The organism is Cupriavidus sp. KK10, assembly GCF_018223725.1.
Lineage (GTDB): Bacteria > Pseudomonadota > Gammaproteobacteria > Burkholderiales > Burkholderiaceae > Cupriavidus > Cupriavidus necator.
The window spans coordinates 1879417-1905193 of the sequence record NZ_CP073677.1; the positions used below are offsets into that span (position 1 = coordinate 1879417).

Consider the following 25777-nt stretch of genomic DNA (forward strand, 5'->3'; position numbering starts at 1 on the left):
GCAAGGGGCAGGTTCAGCGGCGCGCGTTGGCACCGCCAGCTTCGGACGACAGCGCTTTCCAGTGTTCCCGCGTGAACCGATAGAGCACCTCCAGCGCCGGCGACAGCGAGCGCGCCGCCATGCGTGCAATGCCATAGCGGCCGCAGCGGCGCGGATCGGGCGGCATCGGCACTTCGGCCATCAGCCCGGCGGCGCGCTCCTGCCGCGTGATCGAGAGCACGCCGAACAGCAGCGTATCGCTGGCCAGCGTCACGCTGCGCAGCATGTCGAGGTTGTCGCAATGCAGGGTGAAGAGCTTGTCCGGCGCGGCGCCCGGCCCCCATAGCTCCGCCAGTTGCCGGCTGATGACGGTGCTGAGCGTGGTGGTTGCCACCGGGTAGGCGCGAATGGTCTCGATATCGATGCGGCGTTTGCGCAGGATCGGATGCCCGGCGCGGCATACCAGACCTGCGGGTAGCTCACCCAATGGCTCCACGTCGATGTCGTCGGCCGCGCGCAGCACATAGGCATCGCCGACGATGGCGTCGATGGTTTCGTTGCGCAGTGCCTCCAGCAGGGCGCTGGTGGCGCCGGTCTCGGTGCGCACTTTGATGCGCGGGTGGGCCTGCGCCATGTGGATCAGGAACGGCGTCAGCAGCAGCGCCGCCGGCGCGGGCGCGACCCCGATCGTCAGCGAGCCTTCCTCGCCACCTCGCAGCAGGTCCAGGTCGCGCCGCAACTGGCGTTCTTCCAGCCGCATGCGGCGCGCGCGGTCGGCCACCAGTTCGCCGAACACCGTCAGGCGCGCGCGCCGCGCGCCGCGGTCAAAGAGTGGCGCCTTGAGCTCGTCTTCCAGCGCGCGGATGCTGCGGCTCAGCGCCGGCTGGGTCAGGTGTATGGCACGGGCCGCTTCGGAGAACGTGCCGTGCTCGACCACGGCGAGCAGGTGCAGAAGTTTCTGTGTGTCCATGCGGAAAACCATGCGCGTTGGTTATGGGATCGGTTCAACATTTGCATTTGAATCATACCTCCGCGCTCCCTATGATGACCGGAACAAAAGAGCGGGCCGGTGACAGCACACACGGCGGCCGCCATCCACCGCCCATCGGAAACCGGAGAGACATCATGCTCAAGCTGTTGATTGGCCTTGGCCTGCCGTATATCGGCGTCATCGGGATGCTGCCCTGGGTGGCGACTGTCGAGCGCTTCGTGCTCGGCGTGCCCTTTATCTACGCCTGGATCTTTGCCTGGTTCGTGCTGACCTCCGGCTGCATGCTGGCGTGCTGGCTGCTGTTCGACCGCCACGCCGCCGACGCGGCGCATGAAGCCTGAAGGGGAGACCATCATGACCACAGCGGTATTCCTCGGCTTTATCGTCTTCTCGCTCTATCTCGCCATCCGCTCGAAGAAGGGCCACGGCGCGCAGAGCGTGCATGATTTCTTCGTGGCGTCGCGGCAGTTCGGCGCCTACTTGGTGTTCTTTCTGGCCGCGGGCGAGATCTACAGCATCGGCACGATGGTGGGCTTTCCCGGTGGCATCTACGCCAAGGGGCCGACCTACGGGGTCTGGTTCCTCGGCTACATCCTGCTGGCGTATCCGCTCGGCTATTTCCTCGGGCCCAAGATCTGGCAGGCCGGCGCGCGCTATAACGCGATCACGCTGCCGGACCTGTTCAAGGGCCACTACGGCAGCCGTGCGCTGGAGCTGATCGTGGCGGGCTCGGCGATCCTGTTCCTGCTGCCCTGGGGCCAGCTGCAGTTCACCGGGCTGGTGGCGGCGCTCAAGGGGCTGGGCTGGGAGTTCGAGCCGGTGTACCTGGTGATGATCTCGGCGGCGCTGGCCTTTACCTACATTGCCATCTCCGGCGTGCGCGCATCGGCCTATATCGCCATCCTCAAGGACATCCTGATGGTGGTGGCGATCGTCGCCACCGGCGTTGCAGTGGGCTGGAAGGCGGGCGTGGGCGACGTGTTCCATGCCGCCAGCATGCAGGTCAGCAATCAGATGAATGACACCCAGCTGCGCTTCTCGATGAGCACCATGCTGTTCCAGGCACTGGGCTTCTACGTGATGCCGTTCGCGGTGCAGAACTTCTTCACGGCCAAGAGCGCCAACACCATCCGGCGCACGCAGGTGGCGATGCCGCTGTACATGCTGATGTATCCGTTCCTGGTGCTGGCGTCGTACTACGCGATCAGCCAGAACCTGCAGCTCGCCTCCCCCAACGAGGCCTTCTTCGCGGCGGCGGTGCGGCTGTTGCCGGACTGGCTGCTCGGACTGGTGACCGCCGGCGCCGCGCTGTCGGGGCTGCTGGTGCTGGCCGGCATCTGCCTGGCGATCGGCCCCATTGTCACGCGCAACCTGCTGCCCGGCATGCCCGAGGCGCGCCAGAAGCAGGGCGCCAAGGTGGTGATCGTGATCTACCTAGTGTTGTCCATCGCCATGACGCTGGCCACGCCCAACCTGATGCTGACGCTGATCAACACCACCTACTACGGCGTGACGCAGTTCTTCCCTGGCGTGCTGGTGATCCTGTTCTCGCTGAAGGTGCGGCCGCTGGCGATTGCGCTCGGCATCGTCACCGGCCAGGCACTGGCGATCGCGCTGTATGTGCAGCAGGTCGATTTCGGCGGCATCAACCTCGGGCTGGTCAGCCTGTGCGTCAACCTGCTGGTGATCGCGCTGGTGAACTACGCACCCCGCCTGGCCCGCGTGCAGGCGTCGTGAATGAACGGACTCATGCAATTCATGACACAAGACGACACGGCGCGCACGCAGGTATTCGTGGCGCGCAAGATCCTCACGATGGAAGCCGGCCAGCCCGAGGCGACCCAAGTCGCGGTGCGCGACGGCAAGATCCTTGCCGTGGGCGGCGCGGCCGAGATGGCCGGCTGGCCGGATGCGGTGCAGGTCGACACTTTCCGCGACAAGGTGCTGATGCCCGGGCTGGTGGAAGGCCATTGCCACCTGATGGAAGGCGCGATGTGGGATGCGGTCTACGTCGGCTACTTCGACCGCCGCGATCCGGACGGCAAGCTGTGGCGCGGTCTGCGCACGCTGGAGCAGGTGATCGATCGCCTGGCGGGCGCGGCAAGCCAGATGCATGACCCGGACACGCCGCTGCTAGCCTGGGGCTTCGACCCGATCTATTTCGGCGCCAGCCGGCTGTCGGTGCGCGAGCTGGATCGCGTCTCGGCCACGCGGCCCATCGTGGTGATGCATGCCAGCGTGCATCTGATGAACGTCAATTCCGCGATGCTGGCGCGGGCCGGCATCGACGAGGACACAGATATCGACGGCGTGCACAAGGACGCGCGGGGCTTGCCCACCGGCGAGCTGCAGGAATTCGCCGCGATGTTCCCGGTGCAGCGCGTGCTTGGCAGCGGCCTGTCGCTGGCGGCGGCCGAGAATGCTGACGCGGTGCGCCGCTTCGGCCGCGTGGCGCAACTGGCGGGCGTGACCACGGCGACTGACCTGGTCAACGACCTGTCGCCCAAGGGGCTGGAGACGCTGCAGGCGGTCACTGCCGACCCCGGCTTCCCACTGCGCATCGTCCCGGCGTTCTCGCCGCAGCGCAATGCACAGGGCGGCCCCGCCCGCGTGCAGGCCGCGGCGGCGGCCGGTACCGACAAGCTGCGCTTCGGTCCGGTCAAGTTCATCGTCGACGGCTCGATCCAGGGCTTTACCGCGCGCCTGCGTGCGCCCGGCTATGCCGGCGGACAGGCCAATGGCTTGTGGCTGATCCCGCCCGAGCAACTGCTCGACGCCTTCACGCCGTTCCACCTGGCCGGCCTGCCATTGCATATCCACACCAATGGCGATGAGGCGACGCAAGTGGTGCTGGACGTGCTCGAAGCCATGCTGTCGCGCCATCCGCGCGCGGACCATCGCCATACGCTGCAGCACTGCCAGCTGGCCGACGAGGCACAGCTCGCGCGCGCGGCGCGGCTGGGCCTGTGCATCAACTTCTTCTCCAACCACCTGTACTACTGGGGCGATGCGCATGCCGGCCAGACCGTGGGACCGGCGCGCGCCGCGCGCATGAACCCGGCGGGCACTGCGCGCAAGCTGGCCATTCCGTTTGCGATCCACTCCGATGCGCCGATCACGCCGCTGAACCCGCTCTTCACGGCGTGGTGCGCGGTGCAGCGCCAGACGGCCTCCGGCAGCGTGCTGGGCGAAGCGGAGCGCTTGACCGTCGCCGACGCGCTGTATGCCATCACCATGGGTGCGGCCTATACGCTGAAGCTCGATCACCGCATCGGCAGCATCGCGCCTGGCAAGCTGGCCGACTTTGCCGTGCTGGAAGATGACCCGACCACAGTGGCTCCCGCATGCCTGAAGGACGTGCGCGTCTGGGGCACGGTGCTGGGCGGGCGCGTGTTCCCGGCGCCGGCCCGATGAACGCGCGGGCTCCGGTCCCGCTGGTGGTGGTCGGCGGCTACCTTGGCGCCGGCAAGACCACCTTGCTCAACCGCCTGCTGGCCAACGCGCACGGGCGCCGCATCGCATTGCTGGTCAACGACTTCGGCGAGATCAATATCGATGCCGCGCTGATCCGCACGCGCAGCGACGACGTGATCCAGCTGGAGAACGGCTGTATCTGCTGCTCGATCGGCGGCCGGCTGGCCGAGGCGCTCGTGGCCATCGCAGCAAGGGAGCAGCGGCCCGACCTGCTGGTGATCGAGGCCAGCGGTGTCTCGGACCCGCAGCGTATTGCGCAGGTCGGCTTGCTGGATCGGGCCTTTGTGCTCAATGCCGTGGTGGTGGCCGTGGACGTGACCGAGGTCGCCCACAGCCTGCACGATCCGCTGGTGGGCGACATGGTGCGGCTGCAGATCGCGGGGGCCTCGGTGGTGGTGCTGACCAAGGCAGACCTTGCCGATGCGGATGCACTGGCAATGGCTGCCGCCACGGTCGGCGCCATCGCGCCGCGTTCTGCGGTGCTGAGCGCATGCGAGGGCGAGGTGCCCTTGTCGGTCTTTGTCGACGCCGCCTTGCCGGAACCACATGGCGATGCCGTGCTGCAGGCAGGCGGGCACTGGCGGCGACCCGTCGGCACCGTGCACGCCGGCATCCGCAGCATTTCATACCAGACCGGCCGCGATTTCGACAAGATGCGGCTGCGGCAGGCGCTGAAGACGCTGCCGGTGCGCCTGCTGCGCGCGAAGGGTATGGTCAGGCTGGCAGCCGATCCGCGCCTGCATGAACTGCATGTGGTCGCGGGCCGCATGCGGCTGAATCCGATGGCGCAAGGCGATGCGGCAGGGTCTGCACTGGTATTTATCGGCGCCTTCGGTGCGGAGGAGGAGAGGCGTATCCGCGCCTGCCTCGATCTGGCGCTCGCCTGAGCGGGCGCGTGAATGGTGCCGCTCAGGTGTGGAATTCTTCCGGTTCCGCGTGCGCTGGCTTTCCTTCCCAGCCGCCACGCTCGAACTCCGCGATCACCTGCGCCCCCAGCAGCAGCAAGGTCGCCGCAATCTCCAAGCTCAGCAGCACCACGATCGCCGTGGTCAGCGAACCATAGACCCGGCTCACTTGCGACAACGTGGTGAAGTACCATGCCAGCACATGACGGGAGACTTCCCACAGCACGGCCGCAATCAACGCGCCGCTCAGCGCATGCCGCAGCGACAGCCTGCCAACCGGCATCACCATGTAGATCGAGGTCAGCATCAGCACCTCGCCAATGAAGCCGAGCAGGTAGAGCAGGCCGGTCGAGAGCCGGTCCAGCGACCAGTCGCGGCCCAGCACTTCCACATGCCGTTCGCCGATGGCCAGCAGGCCGCCTGACACCACCGTGACCAGCAGCAGGCCCACGCTCAGTACCGCGATGTAGCAATAGGGCAGTAGCGCCGAGACCAGGAAATGCCGGCGCCGGATCGACACGCGGTGCTCGAAGATCACCGACATGGCATTCTCCAGCACGGTGAAGGCGAGCGAACTGAAGAACAGCATGGTGCCCAGCAGTACCCAGCCGATCGTGCCGCGGTTGCGCAGGAAGGCGGCAAGCTCGGAGATCAGGGCCCTGGACTGCCCCGGCACCACCCACTCCAGGTAGCGCGCGAGCGTGGACAACAGCAGGTCTGGTCCGATCACGTGCGACAGGGCAATGATCATCAGGATTAGCAGCGGCACGATCGACAGCAGCGCGTAGTAGGCCACCGCGCCGGCCAGCAGCAGGCCCTGGTTGGCGCGGAACTGCCTGAGCGTGTGCCAGGCAAAGCGCCCCGGATGGCGGAGCAGGTCGCGGACGCGGGCGTCGGGAAGCTGCATGGCAGACATCGGAGAGGAAGGGTTTCGCCATTATGCGGCTTCGGGGCCTGACATTCCACCGGGTTATGGCTCTATTCCGAACGCATCATTGAGGTCAGGATCCGCATCCGCCAAGATGGCGCCCGCGGCCTGCACCATGCAGGCTTGCACCTCATGCATACAAGGCGGCGCACCGTCCGTGCAAGCGCCTGGACAGGAATGGAGACAGCATGCAAGCGCAAACAGTGACGCGCAGGACGGGATTCGGACGCAGTCGGGCGTGGTTGGCCGTGGCGCTGCTGGTAGCGCCGATGAGCGTTGCGCTGGCGCAGGGCACCGGCCAGCCTTTGGTCGTTGCCGAGGACGAGGTCATGCAGGGCTTTCCGCCGCCGCCCGACAAGCAAGTCAGCCGCGGCAGCGGGCTGCGTCCGCCGTATATGCGCTGGGCGTTCCGGCATGCGCGCGAGATGTCGCCAACGGCGGGCATCCGGCATGCCAGCCAGCCGCTGGCCCTGGCCGGCCAGCCCGGTACGGAACTGGATGGCACCACGTTTGCCGTGGCGGGCAAGACTGCCCGACTGGCCGATTACCTGCGCGACACCCATACCGACGGCTTTATCGTGCTGCACCAGGGCAAGGTCGTCTATGAGCGCTACCTCGCTGGCTTTGGTCCTTACCAGCCGCATATCTGGGCCTCGATGACCAAGTCCGTCACCGGTCTGCTGGCCGCCATGCTGGTCGAAGAGGGCAAGCTCGATCCGCAGGCCCGGCTGGCGCAGTATGTGCCGGAACTGGCCGGCAATCCGTTCGGCGAGGCCACGGTACAGCAGAACCTGGATATGGAGGTGCCGGTGGGCTACCCGGAGGGGCTGCCGCCGGACCTGGGGCTGTTCGGGGCGGTGGGGATCGTGCCGCGCAAGGCGGATGCGCCGGACACCATCTATGACTTCCTCAAGGTCGTCCACGCCACCGGCGGGCGCGACGAAGTCGGCGTCTGGTACTACCAGAACGGCTCGCCGGAAGCGGTGGCATGGGCGCTGCGGCGTATCACCGGCAAGAGCTGGGCGCAGCTGGTGACCGAGCGGCTGTGGTCCCGCTTTGCCGACGATGATGCCTACACCCAGGTGGACCGCCAGGGCACGGAAATGGCCAGCGGCGGCATGAATTCCACGCTGCGCGACGCCGCCCGCTTTGCCGAGGCGGTGCGCCGGGCGGCCGCGGGCGACGCCTCGGGCGGGATCTCGCCGGCGGCGGTGCGCATTGCGCTGCAGCCGGCCGGCAACCAGGCCCGCTTTGCGCGCGGCAACACCATGCCGGGCCGCGATGGCTATGGCTACCGCAACTACTGGTTCCAGCGCAACGACGGCGACGGCAGCATCGAGGCCAGCGGGCGCTTCGGACAGAAGATCTATATCAACCCGGCCAGGGGGCTGACGGTGGTGAAGTTCTCCGCCAACCCGGACGGCGCCGCGCGTGCGACCAGCGCGGCTGGGGTGCGCAAGCGCGACGATCCGGGCCGGGCGCTGGAATCCGCCGAGGCCATGGTGGCCGCGGCGCTCGCGATCCATCGCGCGGTCAGCCGCTGACCCACGCGACAGCCTGTCAAAGCGTACCGACGTCTATCTGACGACGGCCTATGTCCAGCATGCCGGCATCAACTTCGATACCTCGGCGGTGAGCTTTGCCAACGGGTATTTCCTCGGCAGCGGGCATCGCAGCATGACGGCCGTGGCGGTGGGGATGCGGCATCGATTCTGTGCCGCACCTAGTCCTGCGGTGCCCCCGCCGCCCGCCGCAGGCAATCCAGCATGGCCATGACCGCCGCGCGCGACTGCGCGTCGTCACGCCAGTACATCGACACCGAGCCGAACCCCGCCAGCCGCAGCGGCACGATGCGCAGCGCGCCCAGCTCTTCCAGCCGGCGCGCGGTGCGGTGCGAGGCCAGGCCGATCATGTCGCTGTTGTTGAGTAGCGTGAGATTCAGCACGGTGGAATTGCTCTCCACGCAATCGGCCGGCAGGGCACGCTCGGCGCTGGCCAGCGCGCCTTCCAGCGCGTTGCGGATGGGCGTGCCGCGCGGCCACACCACCCAGCGGTGGCGATACAGGTCGTCCCAGCCGATGCCAGCGCCCTGCAGCAGCGGATGGCGGGGCCGGGCGACGAAGTGGATCGGCTCCATGTAGAGCGATTCGGTGCGCATGTGCGCGTCCTGCAGTTCGGGGGCGGAGCGTCCCACCACGATATCCAGCTCGCTGTGTGCCAGCTGGCTCATCAGCCGGTCCATGGTCGTTTCCACCAGCCGCACGCTGGCGCGGGGCATCTGCTGCAGCAAATGCAGCGCTGCCAGCGGCACGGTATCCGCCGACGACGCGCCCGACGTACCCACCACCACAATCCCGCTGCCGCCGTCGCGCATGGCCTGCAGGTCGTCGCGCGCAGTATCCAGCTGGGCCTCGATCCGGCGTGCGTGCTCGATCAGCGACTCGCCATAGGGCGTGGGCCGCAGCCCGCGCGCCTGGCGCTCGAACAGTGGCAGCCCGATATCGTCCTCCAGGTCCTTCAGCCATTTGGAAAGGCCCGGCTGGGTCGTGTTCAGCATGGCCGCCGACTGGCTCATATTGCCGGTCTCGGCCAGGCTCAGCAGCATCTGCAGGTTGCGCAGCCGCAATCTCTGGGTCCAGTCCATGGGGCTACCTATATAAAAAATCGTATCGATAAGATGAAAAGTTCATTTCAAATCTTATAGGGCGCCGCGTATAACGACAACAAGACGGTGCGAGCGATGACACGCACCCACAAAAGCGCTCCCAAAGCCCTGCATAAAGTTACGGAGACAGCATGTCCGAACACACCCCAGACCCGGCCCGCGTGGCCTATTACGAAGAAATCGGCCGCAGCCACATGACCCCGCTGTGGGAGTCGCTGCACGCGCTGGTGCCGCCGCAACCGCGGCCGCAGATCGTTCCCGCCATCTGGAAGTACGCCCAGATCCGCCCGCTGGTCATGCAGGCCGGCGGCGTCATCAGCGCCGAGGAAGCGGTGCGCCGCGTGCTGGTGCTGGAGAACCCGGGGATCCCGGGCAAGTCGAGCATCACCTCCACGCTGTACGCCGGCCTGCAGCTGATCCTGCCGGGCGAAATCGCGCCCAGCCACCGCCATACCCAGTCCGCGCTGCGCTTTATCGTCGAAGGCAAGGGCGCCTGGACCGCGGTCAACGGCGAGCGCACCACCATGCACCCCGGCGACTTCATCATCACGCCGTCGTGGACCTGGCATGACCATGGCAACCCTGCCGTCGAGGACGGCGGCGAGCCGGTGGTGTGGCTGGACGGGCTGGATATCCCGCTGGTGCAGCAGTTCGATGCCGGCTTTGCCGAGAACTACCCGGAAGCCCAGCAGCCCGTGACCCGCGTCGAGGGCGACAGCTTTGCCCGCTTCGGCCACAACATGGTGCCGGTGCGGCACCGCGTGACCGATCCCACTTCACCGATTTTCAGCTACCCGTACGAGCGTTCGCGCGAGGCGCTGGACCAGCTCTACCGCAACGGCGAGCTCGATGCCTGGGACGGCGTCAAGCTGCGCTATATCAACCCGGCCACCGGCGGCTGGCCGATGCCGACCATCGCCACCTTCATGCAGTACCTGCCGGCGGGCTTCCAGGGCAAGACCTACCGCAGCACCGACGCCACCATCTACAGCGTGGTGGAAGGGCGCGGCACGGTGCGCATCGGCGACGACCAGTTCCAGTTCGAGCCGCGCGATATTTTCGTGGCCCCGTCGTGGGCGCCGGTGCAACTGGGCGCGCTGGAAGACGCGGTGCTGTTCAGCTATTCCGACCGGCCCGTGCTGTCCGCGATGAACCTGCTACGCGAAGCGCGCACCTGAGCCTCCCGCAACCCTGATCCGACCTGCCCCGGGCGGTGCCTGCGCGCACCGCCGGAGGCTCCCGCTTACCTGACGACCTCCGGAAATTCCGAACCATGTCCTACGTCTTCACGCCCCCCGCCACCGTTTCCATCCCCGTTGCCGGCAGCGACGACCAGTTCGCCGTGCGCCGCGTCTACTGCGTGGGCCGCAACTACGCCGCCCATGCGCGCGAGATGGGCTTCGATCCCGACCGCGAGCCGCCGTTCTTCTTCTGCAAGCCGGCCGACGCGATCGTCCCGGTGCAGGCCGGCACCACGCTGGACCTGCCTTATCCGGCGCAGACGCAGAACTACCACTACGAGGCCGAACTGGTGGCCGTGATCGGCAAGGCCGGTTCGGATATCCCGGTCGAACAGGCACTCGAACACGTGTGGGGCTATGCCGTCGGCCTCGACATGACCCGCCGCGACCTGCAGATGAAGATGCGCGAGATGGGCCGCCCCTGGGAAATCGGCAAGGCCTTCGATGCCTCGGCGCCGGTGGCGCCGATCCACCGTGCCAGCGAGATCGGGCACCCGCAGCAGGCCGGCATCTGGCTGACCGTCAACGGTGAAACGAAGCAGCGCAGCGACGTGTCGCACCTGATCTGGTCGGTGGCCGAGACGGTGGCCTACCTGTCGCAGTTCTTCCGCCTGGAGCCGGGCGATGTGATCTTCACCGGCACGCCGGAAGGCGTTGGCGCGGTCAAGGCCGGCGAGACCATGGTCACGGGCGTGGACGGCCTCGGCGAGCTGACCGTGCGCGTGGTCTGACCCCCCGTGAATCGCAGCACACAGGCATTACCGATCATGCAGCTCTATAGTTTCTTCAACAGCTCGACGTCCTACCGGGTGCGCATCGCGCTGGCCCTCAAAGGCCTGCCGTACGACTACCTGCCGGTCAATATCCGCACCGGCCAGCACCGCGCGCCGGAGTATGTCGAAAGCATCAACCCGTCCGCGACCGTGCCCGCGCTGGTGGATGGCAGTCTTGCGCTCGGGCAGTCGTTCGCGATCATCGACTACCTGGATGCGCTCCATCCCGAACCGCGCCTGCTCCCGCAAGACCCGGTGCAGCGAGCGCGGGTGCTGGAACTGGCCACGCTGATCGGCTGCGACATTCACCCAGTCAACAACCTGCGCATGCTGCGCTACCTGCAGGATGTGCTGAAGGTCACGCCCGAGCAGAAGGATGCCTGGTACCGCCACTGGGTCGATGAAGGCATGGCCGGCGTGGAGCGCCTGCTGGCGCTGCACGGACATGGCAGGTGGTGCTTCGGCGATGCGCCGACGCTCGCTGACGTCGCGCTGGTGCCGCAGGTTGCCAACGCCCTGCGCATGGGCTGCGACCTGGGCCGGTACGAGCGCGCGATGGCGGTCTACGCCCACGCCAGCGCCCATCCCGCCTTTGCCCAGGCGGCGCCCGGGCGCCAGCCCGACCATACCGCCTGACGCATCGCGCAGGCCAGGAGACAAGACATGAGCAGTACCAACAACGCGACCGGCAAGGTCCTCATCATCGGCGGCGGCATCGGCGGCCTGGCCGCGGCGCTGGCGCTGGCACGCCAGGGCATCCGCATCGAACTGCTGGAGCAGGCCGAGCAGATCGGCGAGATCGGCGCGGGCATCCAGCTGGCCGCCAACGCCTTTGCTGCGCTCGACGCGCTCGGCGTCGGCGAGGCCGCACGCAGCCGCGCGGTCTTTACCGACTACCTCAGCCTGCGCGATGCGATCGACACCAGCGAGATCGCCCGGGTCGATGTGGGCCAGGCCTACCGCGAGCGCTTCGGCAACCCGTATGCGGTGATCCATCGCGCCGATATCCACCTGTCGATCCTGGAGGCGGTGCAGGACCATCCGCTGATCACGTTCCGCACCAGCACGCGCGTAGAGCAGTTGCTGCAGGACGACAAGGGCGTGACCGTGATCGACCAGCACGGCGAGCATCACCATGGCGACGCGGTGATCGGCTGCGACGGCGTCAAGTCCGCCATCCGCCAGGCATTGATCGGCGATGAGCCCCGCGTCACCGGCCATGTGGTCTACCGCGCCGTGGTCGATGTCGCCGACATGCCGCAGGACCTGCAGGTCAACGCACCAGTGGTGTGGGCCGGCCCGCATTGCCACCTGGTCCACTACCCGCTGCGCGGCGGCCAGCAGTACAACCTGGTGGTGACCTTCCACAGCCGCGAGGAGGAGACCTGGGGCGTGCGCGACGGCAGCAAGGCAGAGGTGCTGTCGTACTTCGACGGCATCCACCCGCTGCCGCACCAGATGCTGGACCGCCCGACCTCGTGGAAGCGCTGGGCCACCGCCGACCGCGATCCGGTCGAGCGCTGGAGCTTCGGCCGCGCCACCATCCTCGGCGACGCCGCGCACCCGATGACGCAGTACGTGGCGCAGGGCGCCTGCCAGGCACTGGAAGATGCGGTCACGCTGGGTGAAGCGGTGAAGGTGGCCGGCGGTGATTTCGAAGCGGCATTCAAGCTTTACGAGCAGGCCCGCATCCCGCGCACCGCCCGCGTGCTCTACGCCGCGCGCGACATGGGCCGCGTCTATCACGCCAAGGGCGTGGACCGGCTGGTGCGCAACAGCCTGTGGACCGGCCGCACGCAGGCGCAGTTCTACGACGCGCTGCAGTGGCTGCATGGCTGGCGTGCCGACAAGTGCCTGAGCCCCACGCCGTGGCTGTAAGCCGCTGACGCAACCTTTCTTCGCAGTCAATCCGAAACGACCTGGCGGCCGCCTATAAGGCCGCCGGGCGTGACTCGCCCCTAATCCTGGCATCAAGGAGGAGACCACCATGCCTGCCAGCCAACCCCTGAACGTCACCGCGTTCATCGACCGCCAGCCGCTGTCGGCGTTCCAGGTGAGCATCGTCGCGCTTTGCTTCCTGATCGTTGCGGTCGATGGTTTCGATACCGCGGCGATCGGCTTCATCGCACCAGCCATCCGCGCGGAATGGCAACTGACGCCGGCCCAGCTGGCGCCGCTGTTCGGCGCCGGGCTCGGCGGCCTGATGGTCGGCGCCTTCCTCTTCGGCCCACTGGCCGACCGCTTCGGCCGCAAGGGCGTGCTGGTGCTGTCGGTGCTGTTCTTCGGTGCCGCCAGCCTGGCCTCGGCCTGGTCGCATGACCTGTGGACGCTGGTGCTGCTGCGCTTCCTGACTGGCCTGGGCCTGGGTGGGGCCATGCCCAACGCCATCACGCTGACCTCGGAGTTCTGTCCGGAGAAGCGGCGCTCGTTCCTGGTCACGACCATGTTTTGCGGCTTCACGCTGGGCTCGGCTTTCGGCGGACTGGCTTCGGCCGGGCTGATCGACGCCTTTGGCTGGCGCTCGGTGTTGGTGGCCGGCGGGGTCATGCCGCTGATGCTGGCGGCGCTGCTGCAGTGGCTGCTGCCGGAATCGGTGCGCTACCTCGTGCTGGCCGGCAAGCAGCGCGAACGCATCGTCGCCACGCTGCAGAAGATCGCGCCGCAAGCCGACCTGCGCGACGCCACCTTCGTGGTCGGCGAACAGCGCAGCACCAGCTCGCCCGTGCGGCACCTGTTCCGGCCCGAACTGCTGCGGGGCACGCTGCTGTTCTGGCTGACGTTCTTCATGAGCCTGCTGGTGATCTACCTGCTGTCCAGCTGGCTGCCGACGCTGCTGCGCACTGCCGGCCATTCGTTGCGCACGGCCGCGCTGGTGACAACCATGTTCCAGATCGGCGGGACGATAGGGGCGATTGCGCTGGGCTGGCTGATGGACCGGATCAATCCGCACTATGTGCTGGCATCCAGCTATGCGCTGGCGGCGCTTGGCATTGCGGCGGTGGGCAGCGTTGCTTCCGAGCCGGTGGCCGCGGGCATGGCGGTGTTCCTGGCGGGCTTCTGCATCTCAGGGTCGCAGGTGGGTGCGAATGCGCTGTCCGCCAGCTTCTATCCGACGGACTGCCGTGCCACAGGCGTGAGCTGGGCCAACGGCGTGGGCCGGATGGGCTCGGTGGTGGGGTCGGTCGGCGGGGCGACCATGTTGTCGATGGGCCTGGGCATGTCGGCGTTGTTTGCGTTGATTGGCGTGCCGGCGCTGGTCGCGGGGTTGTCGATGTTCTCGTTGGGGATGGTCAGGCGTCAGGGCGCGGTGGAGCGCCTGGCAGTCTGAAAGCGGGCGGCGGGAGCCATTGACTGAGGGGGAGGTGCATGGCCTGACGTTCTCCCCCTCGGCACCACGGCTGTCGGCGATCGATCAGGCGATCGGCAGTTTCAACACCTGCTCGGTCGTCAGGATATCGCCGAAGGTGTCGTCGATGGTGGCAAGCGCGGCCCGGTGCAGGTCCCGGTGCGGCACCACGCCGCCGGCGGTATCCAGGTCGCGCGTTGCGCAGGCATCCTCCGCCACGATCACGCCGTATCCGAGCGGCACCGCATCGCGCGCCGCGCCCGACACGCAGGCATGGGTCATCAGGCCCGTGATGATCAGGGTCTTGATGCCGGCGGCCTTGAGGCGCTGGTCCAGGTCGGTCGTCGGGAACACGCTGACCGAGGTCTTCTGCAATACCGTGTGATGCGCGCCGGCTGCAGGTCGCTGTGGAATTTCACGCTGGCGCTCTGTTCCGCAAAGATGGGGCTGCCCGCGGGCGTCACATGCTGGATGTGGACAACAGGAATCCCTGCCGCATCCGCGTGAGCGATCAGGCGTTGCGCATTGCCCAGGGCGCGCGCGCCGTCCGGAATCGGCATCTTGCCGCTGAAGTACTCATTCTGGAAATCGATCACCAGCAAGGCGCTGCTGGCGGCTTCGATAGCGGTGGGGGCCGGTGCGCCGGCCATGGTGCGAATCGTCGGGTGGTTCATTGTGGTCCTCGTCATGGAGAAGAAGAGGGCGGCGCCGTTGCCGAGGAGGCCGCCCCAATCACCGCAACCGCGGCATGGGATGTAGTTTCCAACGCCCGCTGGAACCCCGAAAGTGGCCCGATGGACAGCATCCGATAGAATTGGGCCAACTTCAATCCCTGTCCCTGACTGCGAGAATGCAATGCATACCGTCGCGGTGATCGCCTTCGAAGGCATCAGCCCCTTCCACCTGTCCGTGCCCTGTATCGTGTTTGGCGACGATCTTGCCCGGCTGGGCGTGCCGCGCTACCGGCTGATCATCTGCGGCGAGAAGACCGGGCTGATTCCAACCATGTCCGGTTTCAGGATCGAGGTCGGGCACGACCTTTCGGTGCTGGCCGAGGCGGATACGGTCATCATGCCGGCCTGGCGCGACCCTGCGGAGCGCCCGCCCCAGGCCCTGGTGGAAGCGCTGCAAACCGCCAGCGTGCGGGGCGCGCGGATTGCCGGCCTTTGCCTGGGTACGTTCGTGGTTGCCGAGGCGGGTTTGCTGGACGGGCGCACGGCGGCCACGCATTGGGCCTGGGCCGATGACTTTGCGAACCGGTATCCGAAGGTCAGGCTCGATCGCAACTCCCTGTATATCGACGATGGCGACATCCTGACCTCGGCCGGGACGGCGGCCGCCCTGGATTGCTGCCTGCACCTGCTGCGCCGCGACCATGGCGCGGAGGTCGCCAACCGGGTGGCCCGCCGCATGGTCGTTGCCCCGCACCGGCATGGCGGCCAGGCCCAGTACATCGAACAGCCGCTGCCCCGGATGGATGGCGCGGACAAGCTCAGCACGACCCTGGACTGGGCCATCGAGAACCTGGACCAGGCGCTGGCACTGGACACGCTGGCGGAGAGGGCCGGGATGAGCCGGCGCAACTTCACCAGGCGCTTCAAGGCGAAGACTGGCACAACGGTGACGCAGTGGGTGCTGAACCACAGGCTGGCGGCGGCGCAGCGCCTGCTGGAGACGACGGACAAGGGGGTCGACCTCATCGCCGAGCTGGTAGGGTTTGGATCCGCCGTTTCGTTCCGGCAGCACTTCACCCAGGCCTTCGCCGTTTCTCCGTCTGCCTACCGCAAGCAGTTTGGCGGTGCGGTGCTGCCGGATTGACCAACGGGGCCTGGTTCTGAGGACAGGGGCTTACGGAGCCCAGCCAGGCAGTTCCGATGCCTGCCGGATCCAGCTTGCCACCAGCGCCTCGTCAAGCTCGTCGTCTTCGTGGATGTGGAAGTAACGCGTGTTCTCGTCCTTGGACTCGACAGGGGGAACAGGGCGCAGCGACATGCCACGGAAGAATGCCACCTTGATGTACCTCGTCATGCAATGGAAGCTGAGGAACCAGCCCTGACCCTCGATGCCATAGAAGGGCGAGTTCCACCTCACTGCCTTGCGGACGTCAGGCACGGTGCGCTGGATGAGCGCGTCGAGGCGGCGCCCGGCGTCGTGTTTCCAGCCCGGCATGGCGGCGATGTAGGCCTGCACGGGGGCATCTCCGTCGGCCTTCGCGATCTGGGGGTTGCCGCCGGCGAGCAGGGGCGGGCTGGCAGCGGCCCGCCTGGCCGGGGTCTTCGTTGCGGCGTGCGCCGGCTTCCTGGATGGTTGGTTCGCCATTGCCTTCACTCCATCGAATACACGCTGACTGCCTGACAGACAGGCCAAGTCGCCCAGGGCAGGCATGGCTGCTGACGACAGTGCATGAAGCACAACAATCGGGCTATGCTAACCTGCTGAAACGGATGGAGCGATGAACGAGGGATCGACCGAAACGCTCTCTGCCATTGTCGAACGTGAGCTGCCTCATCCACGGGACCAATTCGAGGAATAGGGATCCAATGAATCCATCGGAACGTATCGACGAGCTGATCGCAGGACTCACCGACTGGCGTGGCAAGACGCTGGCCAGCCTGCGCAAGACCATCCTTGAGGCCGATGGCGAGATCATCGAGGAATGGAAATGGATGGGAAGCCCGGTGTGGTCGCGCGACGGCATGATCGCAGTCGCCAACGCGCACAAGGAGAAGGTGAAGATCACCTTCACCAATGGGGCCAGCCTGCCGGATCCTGACAAGCTCTTCAACGCCGGCCTCGGCGGCAACAAGTGGCGCGCGATCGATCTCTTCGAGGGCGACAAGATTGACGCGAGTGCCATGAAGAATCTCATCCTTGCCGCGATTGCGTTCAATCAGGGCAAGTCGAAGAAGAAGGCAGCGCCCGCGGCTACCCGGGCGAAAGCACAAGAGCGTAAAGAGTAAAGGGACGCGAAGCGTCCTGGCGTGCGGGCGCGCGCCTGAGCTTCGCAACGAAGGTCCCGGCCGGCATGCTCCACGCATATGGAATGCCGGATTTCTTCGTTGGTTTTCGCGCGCTGCGCGCGTACGTTCGTGGGTTTCCATCTCCCCGCGAATGCTATGACCGCTTCCCGACGACAGTTCCTGCGCCAGGGCGCCGCCGCCACGGCCGCGCTCGCCTCCGGCCCCATCCTTTCCTTTACCACCTTCGCCACCAGCAGTGCGCAAGCGCAGGGGCGCCCGGTCCTGAAAGCCGGCGACCAGAAGGGCGGCCTGCGCGCGCTGCTCGAGTCCGCCAACGCGCTCGAGGGCCTGGGCTACGACATTCAATGGACCGAGTTCCCTGCCGCGGCACCGCTTGCCGAGGCGCTGAACGCGGGCGCGGTCGACAGCGGCCCGATCGGCGATGCCCCGGCGATCTTCGCGCTGGCGGCCGGCACGCGGATCAAGCTGATCGGCGCCAACCGCTCTGACCCCTACGGCACGGCAATCCTGGTGCGGCCCGACTCGCCGCTGCGGCAGGCCGCCGACCTGAAAGGCAAGAGCATCGGCACGAACCGTGGCTCGATCGGGCACTTGGTGACGCTCAAGGCGCTGGAATCCGCGGGGCTGAAGCCGGAGGACGCCAACCTCCGCTTCCTGCCGCCGGCGGATGCCAAGCTCGCGTTGAGCAGCGGCTCGGTGGATGCGTGGGCGACGTGGGAACCCTATACCGCGATGGTGGAAACGAGCGGCCACGCGCGCGTGCTGGTCAGCGGACGCGGGCTGTGGTCCGGCCTCAGCTACCTGGCGGCCACCGATGCCGCGCTGGCGGCCAAGCGCGTGGTGCTGCAGGACTTCCTGCGCCGGGTGGTGCGTGCGCAGCAATGGTCCTACCAGCACGTACCGGAGTTCTCGGCGGCCCTCGCCCGCATCATCGGGATCCCGCCGCAGGCGGCACGGCTGCAGTTCGAGCGGCGGCACACGCAATGGCGGAGCATCGATGCCGAACTGCTCGCCGAGCAGCAGCGCACGGCGGATTTCTACCAGAAAGTTGGGCTGCTCAAGCAACGGCTCGATGTGCGGCAGACCTTCGACTCCGGGTTCTCCCTTACCGCCTGACCGCCGCGGGCGGCATCAGGCCGTGCACCGGGATCTTCGACGGCCTCGGGAAGCGCCTCCGGCACGACCAAAGCCTCGTCGGTAGCCGCTAAGGATTTCCATGATTGACGCCGCCCCGCGCCAGCGCATTTCACGGCCTGGCGCGGCCTGCGCCGGCGCGGCCCGTTCTGGTTCCAGCGAATGCGGGCAACTGGTCCTATAGGCCCGGAATGGCCCTCACCTATAAAGCCGTGACCCCCAAACATATTTCCCTTCCGAGGAGCACAACCATGCGGTGGATCAAGCAGATAGCGACGTATTTCGCCCTGGTGGCCGCGCTGGCGCCAGCCGCACACGCCCAGAGCAAGAATGTAGTGATTGCTTACCAGGACATGGTGGTGCCCTGGCGCTACGCGCAGGACATGAAGGAACTGGAAAAGCAGACCGGCTACACGGTTTCGTTCCGGCAGTTCGGCGGTGGCGGGGATGTGATCCGCGCCATGGCTTCGGGCCAGATCGCCATTGGCGAGGCCGGCACTTCGCCGATTGCGTCGGCGCTGTCGCAAGGGCTGGATGTCGAACTTTTTTGGATCCTGGACGACATCAACGCAGCCGAGGCGATGGTGGCGCGCAATGGCAGCAAGATCGCCAGCGTCGCCGACCTGAAGGGCAAGCGCGTCGGCGTGCCCTTCGTGTCAACCACGCACTACCACACGCTGGTCGCACTGGAGCGCGCCAAGATCAATCCGAAGGACGTCCGCATTGTCAACATGCGGCCGCCCGAGGTAGCCGCCGCCTGGGAGCGCGGCGATATCGACGCCACCTTTATCTGGGACCCGGTGCTGGCCAAGCTCAAGCAGTCAGGCACCGTGCTGATGACCTCCGGCCAGATTGCCGCCGACACCGGCAAGGCCACCTTCGACGGTATGATCGCCAACAAGAAGTTTGCCCGTGAAAACCCGGAGTTCATGGTCAAGCTGGTGCGCGTGCTGGCCGCCGCGGATGACAACTACCGCAAGAACAAGGCGTCGTGGACCCCCGATTCGCCCATGGTGAAGGCGGTGGCCAAGGTGTCTGGCGCCAAGGCCGAGACCGTACCCGCGAGCATGGCGCTGTACGCCTTCCCCACGCTGCAGGAGCAGGTGTCGGAGCGCTGGCTGGGCGGCGGCGCGGCGCGCGCGCTGCAGTCCGCGGCGCAGTTCCTCAAGGAGCAGGGCACCATCCAGACCGTCTTGCCGGACTATGGCCCGGGCGTCAACGCGGAATGGGCGAAGCGGGCGTTGCGCTGACGCCGCGCCCATCGCGCTGAAGATGGCCGCCGCGCGCAAGCCAGTCCGGCGCGGCCGCCCCGAAAGTCCTGTTGCGGAAGCCCATCATGTACAAGCTTGAAATCGATAATCTCAGTGTCAACTATGGCGTCGCAGGCGGCGCCAAAACGCTGGCCCTGTCGCAAGTCAACCTCACCATGGAGCGCGGCGATTTCGTCGTGGCGCTCGGTGCCTCGGGCTGCGGCAAGACCACCTTGCTGTCGTGCATCGCAGGCTTCATGGAACCCTCGGAAGGCGAGATCCGGCTGTCCGGCAAGGTGGTGCGCGGGCCGGGTGCCGAACGCGGCGTGGTGTTCCAGAAGCACGCCCTGATGCCGTGGCTCAGCGTGGCGGACAACGTCGCGCTCGGATTGCGCCTGCGCGGCGTATCGCGTGCCGAGCGGCTGCGGGTCGCGCATGAGAAGCTGGCCGCGGTCGGGCTGGAAGATGTCGCCAGCAAGCCGGTCTATCAGCTTTCGGGCGGCATGCAGCAGCGCGTCGGGATTGCCCGCGCGCTCGCCTGTGATCCGGCCGTGATGCTGATGGACGAGCCGCTGGGCGCGCTCGACGCGCTGACGCGCGAATCGATCCAGGCGCTGATTCTCAAGCTCTGGGCCAAGGAACAGAAGATTGTTTTCTTTATCACGCACAGCGTGGAAGAGGCGCTGTTCCTGGCCACGCGGCTGATTGTCATGACGCCGTCGCCTGGCCGCATCGCGCACACCTATGAACTGCCGTTCGCGCGGCGCTTCATCGAATGCGGGGACGCCCGTGCAGTCAAGGCCGACCCGGAATTCATCCGCTATCGCGAAGAGATCATTGATCTGATCCATGCCACCGCCTGAGGAACACGAGATGCCCGCTTCCGTCCAACGCATCGAACCCACGCCGCGCGTCACCAAAGCCGCAGCGGCCGGGGCCAGCCAGCAAATGAAGACCGTTTCGGGCTACCGCCTGCCCGGCGAGGGGTCAAGTTCACGCATCTCCACCATCACCGTGGTCCTGCTGCTCGCGTTGTGGTGGCTTGCCAGCCATCTGCGCTGGCTGCCGCCGCTGTTCCTGCCCACGCCTGAGTCGATCGTCACCGCCTTTATCGATGCCTGGCAGGGCAACCTGCAGGGCGGCCAGCCGCTGACCGAGCATTTCGCGGCCAGCATGCTGCGCGTGTTCGGCGCCTTCGGGCTGGCGGTGGTCACGGCGGTGCCGATCGGCGTGATGATGGGGGTGTCGCGCATCGCACGCGGCGTCTTCGATCCGCCGATCGAGTTCTACCGTCCCCTGCCGCCGCTGGCGTACCTGCCGCTGATCGTGATCTGGTTCGGCATCGACGAGACCTCGAAGGTGCTGCTGATCTTCCTGGCCTGCTTCGCGCCGCTGGCAATGTCGGCCCAGGCCGGCGTGCGCTCGGTCACCATCGAGCAGATCAACGCGGCTTACTCGATGGGTGCCACGCCGTGGCAGGTGGTGCGCCACGTGGTGATACCCGCCGCACTGCCCGATATCCTGACCGGGATGCGCATTGCCATCGGCTTCGGGTGGACCACCCTGGTCGCCGCTGAAATGGTGGCCGCGACCGCCGGCCTTGGCCAGATGGTGCTCAATGCCTCCAACTTCCTGCGTACAGACGTGGTGATCATGGGCATCGTGCTGATCGGGCTGATCGCCTACGTGTTCGACCTGCTGATGCGCAAGCTGGCGAAGGTCCTGGTGCCCTGGAAGGGACGGATGTGAGGTGAGGGTGTAGCTCCGGGATCATCATCCCCCCAGGGGGCACGATGAGCCGTTCAGACTTGGCCGGAGAATGCAGTGGAAGATAGCGCAGGCGGTATCTTCTGCTGCGGACTCCAAGTTGCGTCGCCACCCGTTGAAGCGGGGGCGACGCACCTCGGTCCCGTTACAGCGCAGCCACCTGGGTGCCGTTGCCGAAGTTCTGCATGGTGGGCATCTTCAGGCTGAGGTGCGAGCTGGCGTCGATCGTGTTCACGGTCGGCCCGACCTGCAAGCCGATGGTCGGGCTGGCAAAGCCGCCGCCGCCGACGACGTTCTGATAGTTGCCGCCGACAAGTGAGTAGGCGCTGCCACCGCGCACAGCGGACATGGTCTTGCCGTCCAGTTCCTGGTCGAACGGCAGGTCCTTGATCATGAGGGTCGATTGCATGGTAAGTCTCCTTGGGGATTCGGTTGAAGGGGAGTCCCGCCTCGGCGGGCCTCCCGCATGCAGCGTTGTTACAGCGTGGCCACCTGGGTGCCGTTGCCGAAGTTCTGCATGGTGGGGATCTTCAGGCTGAGGTGCGAGCTGGCGTCGATCGTGTTCACGGTCGGCCCGACCTGCAAGCCGATGGTCGGGCTGGCAAAGCCGCCGCCGCCGACGACGTTCTGGGCGTTGCCGCCGACAACAGAGACGGCGTGGCCGCCGCGCACGGTGGACATGGTCTTTCCGTCCAGTTCCTGGTCGAGCGGCAGGTCCTTGATCATGAGGGTCGATTGCATGGTAAGTCTCCTTGGGGGTTCGGTTGAGGGGAGTCCCGCCTCGGCGGGCCTCCCGCATGCAGCGTTGTTACAGCGTGGCCACCTGGGTGCCGTTGCCGAAGTTCTGCAGGGTGGGGATCTTCAAGCTGAGGTGCGTGCTCGCATCGATCGTGTTCACGGTCGGCCCGACCTGCAGGCCGATGGTTGGGCTGGCAAAGCCGCCGCCGCCGACGACGTTCTGGGCGTTGCCGCCGACAACAGAGTAGGCGTGGCCGCCGCGCACAGCGGACATGGTCTTGCCGTCGAGTTCCTGGTCCAGCGGCAGGTCCTTGATCATGAGGGTCGATTGCATGGTGAGTCTCCTTGGGGGTTCGGTTGAGGAGAGTCCCGCGTCGGCGGGACTCCCGCATGCAGCGTTACAGCGCGACCATCTGGGTGCCGTTGCCAAAGTTCTGCAGGGTGGGAAGCTTCAGGTTGAGGTGTGTGCTCGCGTCGATGGTGTTCACGATCGGCCCGATCTGCACGCCGATGGTCGGGCTGGCAAAGCCGCCGCCGCCGATGACGTTCTGAAAGTTGCCGCCGACAAGAGAGAAGGCGTGGCCGCCGCGCACAGCGGACATGGTCTTGCCGTCGAGTTCCTGGTCGAGCGGCAGATCCTTGATCATGAGGGTCGATTGCATGGTGAGTCTCCTGGGGTTCGGTTGGGGGAGCACGTTTGTTGCGCTCGAAGGGTATAGAGCATGGGCCGTGCCAGGTCCGGGAGGGCGCTGCAGTTAGCTGACTAACATATTGAAAATAAAGGATTTTTCATGGAATCTTGGTGCCTTCTGAGATCCGTCGGGCGAAAATTTGTCAGGGTTGGTGTTGGGCGTAGGCCAACTCATTTCACGGCACTGTTGGCCCAACGAATACAGTTGCCCCCCGAGAACTGACTGCGTCGAGCCAAGCCGCCTTGAAGCCAATGACACCGGGCTTCGGTTGGTCAGCTCTCTGCCTGGACGCGCGCGATTTGTGCGGCCTGGTGGCCGGCGAGCGCGCCACTGATGCGAGATGGCCGCCGCCGTGATGGCACGCAAATGGCCGCGCTCGAAGCGCGGCCCCAAGGTCCGGCGAAGAAAAAAAAACCGCCCAGAATAGGGCGGGTTCAGACTGCTGAAAACCTGTCGAGTGCTTGCCAAGGCCGGCAAGTGCTACGGGCTCCGGACTGGAATACCGTAGGTTGTATCTTCCGCTGCGGACTCCAAGTTGCGTCGCCACCCGTTGAAGCGGGGGCGACGCACCTCGGTCCCGTTACAGCGCAGCCACCTGGGTGCCGTTGCCGAAGTTCTGCATGGTGGGCATCTTCAGGCTGAGGTGCGAGCTGGCGTCGATCGTGTTCACGGTCGGCCCGACCTGCAAGCCGATGGTCGGGCTGGCAAAGCCGCCGCCGCCGACGACGTTCTGATAGTTGCCGCCGACAAGTGAGTAGGCGCTGCCACCGCGCACAGCGGACATGGTCTTGCCGTCCAGTTCCTGGTCGAACGGCAGGTCCTTGATCATGAGGGTCGATTGCATGGTAAGTCTCCTTGGGGATTCGGTTGAAGGGGAGTCCCGCCTCGGCGGGCCTCCCGCATGCAGCGTTGTTACAGCGTGGCCACCTGGGTGCCGTTGCCGAAGTTCTGCATGGTGGGGATCTTCAGGCTGAGGTGCGAGCTGGCGTCGATCGTGTTCACGGTCGCGCCGACCTGCAAGCCGATGGTCGGGCTGGCAAAGCCGCCGCCGCCGACGACGTTCTGGGCGTTGCCGCCGACAACAGAGACGGCGTGGCCGCCGCGCACGGTGGACATGGTCTTTCCGTCCAGTTCCTGGTCGAGCGGCAGGTCCTTGATCATGAGGGTCGATTGCATGGTAAGTCTCCTTGGGTTCGGTTGGGGGAGCACGTTGTTGCGCTCGAAGGGTATAGAGCATGGGGCGTGCCAGACCCGGGAGGGTGCTGCAATAAGATCCATAACTTCTTGAAAAACAAAGGTTTTTCATGGAATGCCGGCACTTTCCGATCCCCGTCAGGCAGACTATGTGTTGGGCGCGGGCCAACTCATTTCATGACGCTGTTGGCCAGACAAACACATATCAGGCGCTGGCCGCGACGCGATGCCGCCGGAGAGGCCGAAAGGCAAGGATGGCTAGCCCTTTATGCCGCCAGATGCTCATCCCGCGCCGCGGAAAGCGGAGGAAGAAGAGCCATGGCCTCTTCCAGCCTCTGGACCAACGCGGGACTTGCCGGCTGCAATGGCAGTCGGGTTTCCGGGGAAATCACGCCGGATAGCGCCAGCGCAGCTTTCACCGGTGCCGGATTCGGCTCGGCGAACATGAGCGAGATCAACGGCGCGAGCTTGGCGAACAAGGCGCGGGCCGCGCGCAAGCGGCCTGTCTGCGCCAGATGCAGCAGGCGCACGAACAGGTCCGGACGAATATGCGAGGACGCGGCGATCACGCCGGCGCCACCTGCAAGCAGGTGATCCAACAGGGCCGCGTCCTCACCGCACAGCACGGTGACATGCGGATCGTTGACAAGTGCCCGGAGATTGCCGGCGTCACACTCCTTGACCGCCGAGATCTGCGGGTGCGCAAGCAGCGATCGGATGAGCGCCGGCGACATCGCACAGCCAGTTCGCTTCGGCACGTTGTACAGCATCAGGGGGCGTTCGGTTGCGCGCGCCACCTCATTGAAATGCCACACGATGCCCTCATCGGAGGGCCGCAGGTAGCAGGGCGGCGGCACCAGGTAGCCGGCAAGATCAAAGGCGTCCAGTTCGGCAACTTGCGCGCACACCGCGCGGGTATCGACCGCTCCGACGCCAGCCATCACCGGCAGCTCGCCATGGACGGCCTCGAGCACTGCCGCTGTGAAGACTTGCCGCTCGTGCGTGGAGAGCAGGCTTCCCTCGCCGGTCGTGCCCAATATGATCAGGCCGTTCACGCCAGCCTCGAGGTAGCGCTCAGCCAGCCTGGCGGCCCCCGGCAGGTCCAGCGAGCCGGCACGCATCGGCGTGACCATGGGCACCCAGATGCCCCATGGCGACTGGCGGGAAATCGCTGCGATACTGGTGCAGGCGTGAACGGCGGCACCGGAGAAGCTCTCTTCCTCAGTGCGCCACATAGCCGTCTCCCAGGGCTGTAGTGACGCCGAACTCCGCCGCCGGAAATGCCGTCATGATGGCATGCATGGCCGCGTCGCGGTCCGTGCGCGCGATCTCCACGTGCAGCGTGGTTTCGCCGTGCCGGTAGTCCACATTCACCACATAGACGCGGGCCAGTTCACCGAGCGCCCTGCACATGGTCTGGCGCAGGCCGAACACCTCGGTGGATGCCACCGCGAGACGCATGCGGATCCAGACCGGTGCCGGCTGGGGGACCGCGCGCAGCGCGGGCATGGTGGCCTTGCTGCTGCGCAGGGCGGTACGTCGGGGAACGGTATCAACGGCCAGGCTTGACTGTCGCATGATTGGATGGACCCGCGCGGTAGCGGGTCGCGTGTTGGACATGGCTTTATGCTAGCCAGCGCCGTCTAAATTTGATGCAAGGATGTTGGGCTTTGGCGTTAAATCCGCATCAAAACCAGCGACGCTGGCAAAGCGCTCGCG

The 25777-nt window shown here is 66.4% G+C and carries 28 protein-coding genes and 2 pseudogenes; 17 read left to right on the forward strand and 13 right to left on the reverse strand.

Features of this window, described 5'->3' with window-relative positions:
• Positions 1 to 13: 13 nt before the first annotated feature.
• Positions 14 to 949, reverse strand: a complete 936-nt coding sequence (locus tag KB879_RS09085; RefSeq protein ID WP_041228823.1) for a LysR family transcriptional regulator — start codon at positions 947 to 949, stop codon at positions 14 to 16.
• A 155-nt stretch (positions 950 to 1104) separates the two neighbouring features.
• Here KB879_RS09085 and KB879_RS09090 point away from each other — a divergent pair, with 155 nt between their 5' ends.
• From KB879_RS09090 to KB879_RS09105, 4 genes are read left to right on the forward strand one after another with little or no spacing between them, the layout of a single operon-like run.
• Positions 1105 to 1311 (forward strand): DUF3311 domain-containing protein, encoded by a 207-nt coding sequence (locus tag KB879_RS09090; protein WP_013952505.1) that lies wholly within the window; start codon positions 1105 to 1107, stop codon positions 1309 to 1311.
• Between the two features lie 13 nt (positions 1312 to 1324).
• Positions 1325 to 2707, forward strand: coding sequence for a sodium:solute symporter (locus KB879_RS09095; protein ID WP_013952506.1), 1383 nt, complete (start codon positions 1325 to 1327; stop codon positions 2705 to 2707).
• 12 nt (positions 2708 to 2719) lie between these two features.
• Entirely contained in the window at positions 2720 to 4384 is a 1665-nt protein-coding gene (locus tag KB879_RS09100) for an amidohydrolase (protein WP_371827396.1), read from the forward strand.
• Entirely contained in the window at positions 4381 to 5331 is a 951-nt protein-coding gene (locus KB879_RS09105) for a GTP-binding protein (RefSeq protein ID WP_211981042.1), read from the forward strand. Before KB879_RS09100 ends, KB879_RS09105 begins: the two co-directional genes overlap by 4 nt.
• 22 nt (positions 5332 to 5353) lie before the next feature.
• Here the strand turns inward: KB879_RS09105 and KB879_RS09110 are convergent, their stop codons facing one another.
• A complete protein-coding gene (locus tag KB879_RS09110) occupies positions 5354 to 6265 on the reverse strand; it encodes a YihY/virulence factor BrkB family protein (RefSeq protein ID WP_013952509.1) in 912 nt (303 codons plus the stop codon).
• A gap of 200 nt (positions 6266 to 6465) precedes the next feature.
• Between KB879_RS09110 and KB879_RS09115 the strand changes: the two genes are divergently transcribed.
• A complete protein-coding gene (locus KB879_RS09115) occupies positions 6466 to 7821 on the forward strand; it encodes a serine hydrolase (RefSeq protein WP_013952510.1) in 1356 nt (451 codons plus the stop codon).
• 10 nt (positions 7822 to 7831) lie between these two features.
• Positions 7832 to 7990: pseudogene (locus tag KB879_RS39265) on the forward strand (porin); the annotation flags it as partial.
• Positions 7991 to 8000: 10 nt separating this feature from the next.
• Here the strand turns inward: KB879_RS39265 and KB879_RS09120 are convergent.
• Positions 8001 to 8921, reverse strand: coding sequence for a LysR family transcriptional regulator (locus KB879_RS09120; RefSeq protein WP_013952511.1), 921 nt, complete (start codon positions 8919 to 8921; stop codon positions 8001 to 8003).
• A gap of 152 nt (positions 8922 to 9073) precedes the next feature.
• Between KB879_RS09120 and gtdA the strand changes: the two genes are divergently transcribed.
• From gtdA to KB879_RS09145, 5 genes are all read left to right on the forward strand, one after another.
• Entirely contained in the window at positions 9074 to 10120 is a 1047-nt protein-coding gene (gtdA, locus tag KB879_RS09125) for a gentisate 1,2-dioxygenase (protein ID WP_013952512.1), read from the forward strand.
• Positions 10121 to 10215: 95 nt separating this feature from the next.
• Entirely contained in the window at positions 10216 to 10914 is a 699-nt protein-coding gene (locus KB879_RS09130; protein WP_211981043.1) for a fumarylacetoacetate hydrolase family protein, read from the forward strand.
• Positions 10915 to 10950: 36 nt separating this feature from the next.
• Complete coding sequence (maiA, locus tag KB879_RS09135) at positions 10951 to 11592, forward strand: maleylacetoacetate isomerase (RefSeq protein ID WP_013952514.1); 642 nt, start codon at positions 10951 to 10953, stop codon at positions 11590 to 11592.
• Positions 11593 to 11619: 27 nt separating this feature from the next.
• Complete coding sequence (locus KB879_RS09140; protein ID WP_013952515.1) at positions 11620 to 12834, forward strand: 3-hydroxybenzoate 6-monooxygenase; 1215 nt, start codon at positions 11620 to 11622, stop codon at positions 12832 to 12834.
• Positions 12835 to 12943: 109 nt separating this feature from the next.
• Complete coding sequence (locus KB879_RS09145; RefSeq protein WP_211981044.1) at positions 12944 to 14284, forward strand: aromatic acid/H+ symport family MFS transporter; 1341 nt, start codon at positions 12944 to 12946, stop codon at positions 14282 to 14284.
• An 84-nt stretch (positions 14285 to 14368) separates the two neighbouring features.
• Here the strand turns inward: KB879_RS09145 and KB879_RS09150 are convergent.
• A pseudogene (locus KB879_RS09150) lies at positions 14369 to 14976 on the reverse strand (cysteine hydrolase family protein).
• A gap of 181 nt (positions 14977 to 15157) precedes the next feature.
• On the opposite strand from KB879_RS09150, the gene KB879_RS09155 reads away from it, so the two are divergent.
• Complete coding sequence (locus tag KB879_RS09155) at positions 15158 to 16120, forward strand: GlxA family transcriptional regulator (RefSeq protein WP_211981045.1); 963 nt, start codon at positions 15158 to 15160, stop codon at positions 16118 to 16120.
• 30 nt (positions 16121 to 16150) lie between these two features.
• Here KB879_RS09155 and KB879_RS09160 read toward each other — a convergent pair whose 3' ends face one another.
• Positions 16151 to 16621, reverse strand: coding sequence for a DUF1801 domain-containing protein (locus KB879_RS09160; protein ID WP_013952519.1), 471 nt, complete (start codon positions 16619 to 16621; stop codon positions 16151 to 16153).
• A gap of 221 nt (positions 16622 to 16842) precedes the next feature.
• On the opposite strand from KB879_RS09160, the gene KB879_RS09165 reads away from it, so the two are divergent.
• The 5 genes from KB879_RS09165 to KB879_RS09185 all read left to right on the forward strand — a co-directional run bounded on the left by KB879_RS09165 (position 16843) and on the right by KB879_RS09185 (position 21416).
• A complete protein-coding gene (locus KB879_RS09165; RefSeq protein ID WP_013952520.1) occupies positions 16843 to 17262 on the forward strand; it encodes a DUF1801 domain-containing protein in 420 nt (139 codons plus the stop codon).
• Positions 17263 to 17418: 156 nt separating this feature from the next.
• Positions 17419 to 18399, forward strand: a complete 981-nt coding sequence (locus tag KB879_RS09170) for an ABC transporter substrate-binding protein (protein WP_041228578.1) — start codon at positions 17419 to 17421, stop codon at positions 18397 to 18399.
• Positions 18400 to 18668: 269 nt separating this feature from the next.
• Positions 18669 to 19667, forward strand: a complete 999-nt coding sequence (gene tauA / locus KB879_RS09175; RefSeq protein ID WP_013952522.1) for a taurine ABC transporter substrate-binding protein — start codon at positions 18669 to 18671, stop codon at positions 19665 to 19667.
• An 86-nt stretch (positions 19668 to 19753) separates the two neighbouring features.
• Positions 19754 to 20530 (forward strand): taurine ABC transporter ATP-binding protein, encoded by a 777-nt coding sequence (locus tag KB879_RS09180; RefSeq protein ID WP_013952523.1) that lies wholly within the window; start codon positions 19754 to 19756, stop codon positions 20528 to 20530.
• Positions 20531 to 20540: 10 nt separating this feature from the next.
• On the forward strand, positions 20541 to 21416 hold the full coding sequence (locus KB879_RS09185; RefSeq protein WP_013952524.1) for an ABC transporter permease subunit: 876 nt from the start codon (positions 20541 to 20543) through the stop codon (positions 21414 to 21416).
• A 163-nt stretch (positions 21417 to 21579) separates the two neighbouring features.
• Here the strand turns inward: KB879_RS09185 and KB879_RS09190 are convergent, their stop codons facing one another.
• From KB879_RS09190 to KB879_RS09225, 8 genes are all read right to left on the reverse strand, one after another.
• Entirely contained in the window at positions 21580 to 21843 is a 264-nt protein-coding gene (locus tag KB879_RS09190) for a hypothetical protein (protein WP_041228579.1), read from the reverse strand.
• 68 nt (positions 21844 to 21911) lie between these two features.
• Entirely contained in the window at positions 21912 to 22175 is a 264-nt protein-coding gene (locus KB879_RS09195) for a hypothetical protein (protein WP_211981046.1), read from the reverse strand.
• Between the two features lie 67 nt (positions 22176 to 22242).
• Positions 22243 to 22506, reverse strand: coding sequence for a hypothetical protein (locus KB879_RS09200; protein WP_114134388.1), 264 nt, complete (start codon positions 22504 to 22506; stop codon positions 22243 to 22245).
• Between the two features lie 64 nt (positions 22507 to 22570).
• Positions 22571 to 22834, reverse strand: a complete 264-nt coding sequence (locus KB879_RS09205) for a hypothetical protein (protein ID WP_153957110.1) — start codon at positions 22832 to 22834, stop codon at positions 22571 to 22573.
• A gap of 610 nt (positions 22835 to 23444) precedes the next feature.
• Positions 23445 to 23708, reverse strand: coding sequence for a hypothetical protein (locus KB879_RS09210; RefSeq protein ID WP_041228579.1), 264 nt, complete (start codon positions 23706 to 23708; stop codon positions 23445 to 23447).
• Positions 23709 to 23776: 68 nt separating this feature from the next.
• Complete coding sequence (locus tag KB879_RS09215) at positions 23777 to 24040, reverse strand: hypothetical protein (RefSeq protein ID WP_211981047.1); 264 nt, start codon at positions 24038 to 24040, stop codon at positions 23777 to 23779.
• Between the two features lie 284 nt (positions 24041 to 24324).
• Positions 24325 to 25293 (reverse strand): 4-hydroxy-tetrahydrodipicolinate synthase, encoded by a 969-nt coding sequence (gene dapA / locus KB879_RS09220; protein ID WP_211981048.1) that lies wholly within the window; start codon positions 25291 to 25293, stop codon positions 24325 to 24327.
• Entirely contained in the window at positions 25280 to 25636 is a 357-nt protein-coding gene (locus tag KB879_RS09225) for a hypothetical protein (protein WP_013952528.1), read from the reverse strand. The genes dapA and KB879_RS09225 overlap by 14 nt, the downstream gene beginning before the upstream one ends.
• Positions 25637 to 25777: the final 141 nt, after the last annotated feature.

What these genes read in the sequence shown, in the direction of transcription:
- KB879_RS09085 (WP_041228823.1), bottom strand. Translation starts at nt 949, where the DNA reads ATGGACACACAGAAACTTCTGCACCTGCTCGCCGTGGTCGAGCACGGC.
- KB879_RS09090 (WP_013952505.1), top strand. Translation starts at nt 1,105, where the DNA reads ATGCTCAAGCTGTTGATTGGCCTTGGCCTGCCGTATATCGGCGTCATC.
- KB879_RS09095 (WP_013952506.1), top strand. Translation starts at nt 1,325, where the DNA reads ATGACCACAGCGGTATTCCTCGGCTTTATCGTCTTCTCGCTCTATCTC.
- KB879_RS09100 (WP_371827396.1), top strand. Translation starts at nt 2,720, where the DNA reads ATGCAATTCATGACACAAGACGACACGGCGCGCACGCAGGTATTCGTG.
- KB879_RS09105 (WP_211981042.1), top strand. Translation starts at nt 4,381, where the DNA reads ATGAACGCGCGGGCTCCGGTCCCGCTGGTGGTGGTCGGCGGCTACCTT.
- KB879_RS09110 (WP_013952509.1), bottom strand. Translation starts at nt 6,265, where the DNA reads ATGTCTGCCATGCAGCTTCCCGACGCCCGCGTCCGCGACCTGCTCCGC.
- KB879_RS09115 (WP_013952510.1), top strand. Translation starts at nt 6,466, where the DNA reads ATGCAAGCGCAAACAGTGACGCGCAGGACGGGATTCGGACGCAGTCGG.
- KB879_RS09120 (WP_013952511.1), bottom strand. Translation starts at nt 8,921, where the DNA reads ATGGACTGGACCCAGAGATTGCGGCTGCGCAACCTGCAGATGCTGCTG.
- gtdA (WP_013952512.1), top strand. Translation starts at nt 9,074, where the DNA reads ATGTCCGAACACACCCCAGACCCGGCCCGCGTGGCCTATTACGAAGAA.
- KB879_RS09130 (WP_211981043.1), top strand. Translation starts at nt 10,216, where the DNA reads ATGTCCTACGTCTTCACGCCCCCCGCCACCGTTTCCATCCCCGTTGCC.
- maiA (WP_013952514.1), top strand. Translation starts at nt 10,951, where the DNA reads ATGCAGCTCTATAGTTTCTTCAACAGCTCGACGTCCTACCGGGTGCGC.
- KB879_RS09140 (WP_013952515.1), top strand. Translation starts at nt 11,620, where the DNA reads ATGAGCAGTACCAACAACGCGACCGGCAAGGTCCTCATCATCGGCGGC.
- KB879_RS09145 (WP_211981044.1), top strand. Translation starts at nt 12,944, where the DNA reads ATGCCTGCCAGCCAACCCCTGAACGTCACCGCGTTCATCGACCGCCAG.
- KB879_RS09155 (WP_211981045.1), top strand. Translation starts at nt 15,158, where the DNA reads ATGCATACCGTCGCGGTGATCGCCTTCGAAGGCATCAGCCCCTTCCAC.
- KB879_RS09160 (WP_013952519.1), bottom strand. Translation starts at nt 16,621, where the DNA reads ATGGCGAACCAACCATCCAGGAAGCCGGCGCACGCCGCAACGAAGACC.
- KB879_RS09165 (WP_013952520.1), top strand. Translation starts at nt 16,843, where the DNA reads ATGAATCCATCGGAACGTATCGACGAGCTGATCGCAGGACTCACCGAC.
- KB879_RS09170 (WP_041228578.1), top strand. Translation starts at nt 17,419, where the DNA reads ATGACCGCTTCCCGACGACAGTTCCTGCGCCAGGGCGCCGCCGCCACG.
- tauA (WP_013952522.1), top strand. Translation starts at nt 18,669, where the DNA reads ATGCGGTGGATCAAGCAGATAGCGACGTATTTCGCCCTGGTGGCCGCG.
- KB879_RS09180 (WP_013952523.1), top strand. Translation starts at nt 19,754, where the DNA reads ATGTACAAGCTTGAAATCGATAATCTCAGTGTCAACTATGGCGTCGCA.
- KB879_RS09185 (WP_013952524.1), top strand. Translation starts at nt 20,541, where the DNA reads ATGCCCGCTTCCGTCCAACGCATCGAACCCACGCCGCGCGTCACCAAA.
- KB879_RS09190 (WP_041228579.1), bottom strand. Translation starts at nt 21,843, where the DNA reads ATGCAATCGACCCTCATGATCAAGGACCTGCCGTTCGACCAGGAACTG.
- KB879_RS09195 (WP_211981046.1), bottom strand. Translation starts at nt 22,175, where the DNA reads ATGCAATCGACCCTCATGATCAAGGACCTGCCGCTCGACCAGGAACTG.
- KB879_RS09200 (WP_114134388.1), bottom strand. Translation starts at nt 22,506, where the DNA reads ATGCAATCGACCCTCATGATCAAGGACCTGCCGCTGGACCAGGAACTC.
- KB879_RS09205 (WP_153957110.1), bottom strand. Translation starts at nt 22,834, where the DNA reads ATGCAATCGACCCTCATGATCAAGGATCTGCCGCTCGACCAGGAACTC.
- KB879_RS09210 (WP_041228579.1), bottom strand. Translation starts at nt 23,708, where the DNA reads ATGCAATCGACCCTCATGATCAAGGACCTGCCGTTCGACCAGGAACTG.
- KB879_RS09215 (WP_211981047.1), bottom strand. Translation starts at nt 24,040, where the DNA reads ATGCAATCGACCCTCATGATCAAGGACCTGCCGCTCGACCAGGAACTG.
- dapA (WP_211981048.1), bottom strand. Translation starts at nt 25,293, where the DNA reads ATGTGGCGCACTGAGGAAGAGAGCTTCTCCGGTGCCGCCGTTCACGCC.
- KB879_RS09225 (WP_013952528.1), bottom strand. Translation starts at nt 25,636, where the DNA reads ATGCGACAGTCAAGCCTGGCCGTTGATACCGTTCCCCGACGTACCGCC.